Consider the following 1,999-nt stretch of genomic DNA (forward strand, 5'->3'; position numbering starts at 1 on the left):
GGGGTGGTGACGCCGCCGGGGAAGCGGCAGCCGATACCCACCACCGCGACGAGGTCTTCCTCCACCCCGGAGTCGGAGGCCGAAGCCCGGACCGGAATGGGTACGTGCGGGGGCTCCTGCGGCCGGAGCAGGCCGGAGAGGTGATCCGCCAGTGACTCGGGCGTCGGTTGGTCGAAGACCACCGGAGCCGGGAGCCGCAGCCCCGTCGCCGAGTTGAGCCGATTGCGCAGTTCCACCGAGGTCAGCGAGTCGAAGCCCAGCTCCTTGAACGTCCGATCGGTCGCGATTCCGCCGCGGTCGGCGAAGCCCAGCACCGACGCGGCCTGCGTGCGCACCAGGTCGGTGAGGATTCGCTTGCGCTGCGCCGGGGAACCGCCCGCCAGCCGCTCGACCAGAGCGGAGGAGCCGTCTCCGGCGGCCGCCGAGCGGGCGGGGGCCGCCTGGCCCGCCATGTCCCGGAGCAACCAGGGCACCGGATCACCGGCCTCCACCCGCGCCCGGAGGGCGGCACGGTCCAGTCGGAGCGGCGACAGCAGGGGCTCGTCACGGCCCAGCGCGGCATCGAACAGGGCGAGTGCCTCGTCCGGGTCCAGCGGCGCGACACCCTGCTGCGCGAACCGTGCCACGTCCTGCGCACCCAGCGTCCCGGCCATACCGCCTTCACCGCCCCACAGCCCCCACGCCAGGGACGTCGCGGGCAGGCCCAGCGCACGGCGACGCTCGGCGAGGGCGTCCAAGTAGGCGTTCGCGGCGGCATAGTTGCCCTGGCCGGCGGCCCCGACCAGCCCCGACACCGACGAGTACAGGACGAACGCCCGCAGATCCAGGTCCCGGGTCAACCGATGCAGCGTGCGTGCCGCCTCGGCCTTGGGCCGCAACACTCGGTCCAGCCGCTCCGGCGTCAACTGTTCCACCACACCGTCGTCCAGCACACCGGCCGTGTGCACCACGCCCGTCAGCGGGTGATCGTCCGGTACGTCCTCCAGCACGGCGGCCAGCGCCTGCCGGTCCGCGGCGTCGCAGGCCGCGAGCGTCACCCGGGCTCCCCCTGCCTCCAACTGCGCCCTCAGCCCGCGCGCCCCCGGCGCCGCGGCCCCTTGACGGCTGAGCAGCAGCAGGTGCCGTACGCCGTGGCGCGCGACGAGATGCCGGGCGACCAGACTGCCGAGGCGACCCGTACCACCGGTCACCAGGACTGTGCCCTCGGGATCGAACACGGAGGAACCCGCAGACGTGGTCTCACCGCCTCGGGGCACGGGCTTCAACCGGGGCACCGACACGCGACCCGACCGCAGCCTGAAATGCGGTTCACCGCAGGCGACCGCATCGGGCAGCGCCTGCCAGGACCGTGGGTCCGCGTCCAGGTCGGCGACCACGAACCGCCCCGGATGCTCGGTCACGGCCGAGAGCAGGAGCCCGCGAGCAGCCGCCCAGAACAGCTCGTCGTCCGCGTCGCGGCTCGGGGCGCCGGTGAGGACGACGAGTCGGCTGTCGACGTGATGCGGAGCTGAGACCCATGTCCGGACGGCGTCGAGTGCCCGATGGGGAGCGTCCGGTGAGGGGACGAGCGGCAACACGACGGTGATCGGCTCGGCGGTCGGCAGGGAGGCCAGATCAGGGTGAACGGTGTGGGCGCGGTTCAGGGGCGGGTGGGCCGTGCCCGTCTCCACGAGCGCCCATCGCGTCGCGTCCGGCTCACCCCGCTCCGCGCCGGGCTCCGTCCAGTCCACGGTGTGCAGCGCGGAGTCGGCGACCCGCGAGGCCCGCAGATGGACACCGCCGACCCGCGCGAACGGCGTTCCCCCGGCGTCCGTCAGGACGACCTGTCCCCGCACGCTGTCGGTGTCCTGGCCGGTGACCCTGATGTGCGCGTGTACCTCGCCCGACCCAGGGGGGTCGGCGAGCAGGCTGATGTCGGTGAAGGTGAAGGGGAGGGGGGTGTGGGTGGGTTTGGGGTTGTTGAGGGTGGTGTGGAGGAGGGGGTGGAGGGCGGCGTCGA

At 73.4% G+C, this 1,999-nt stretch carries 1 protein-coding gene; it reads right to left on the bottom strand.

Going from position 1 to position 1,999, the window contains the following annotated elements; all coding sequences use genetic code 11:
• Positions 1 to 1,999 (bottom strand): type I polyketide synthase (locus AB0959_RS52945; RefSeq protein ID WP_366834208.1); only part of this gene is annotated, 1,999 nt, incomplete at both ends.

Origin of the sequence: Streptomyces sp. NPDC046862, assembly GCF_040704615.1 — a bacterium.
In the GTDB taxonomy this organism is placed as follows: Bacteria; Actinomycetota; Actinomycetes; order Streptomycetales; family Streptomycetaceae; genus Streptomyces.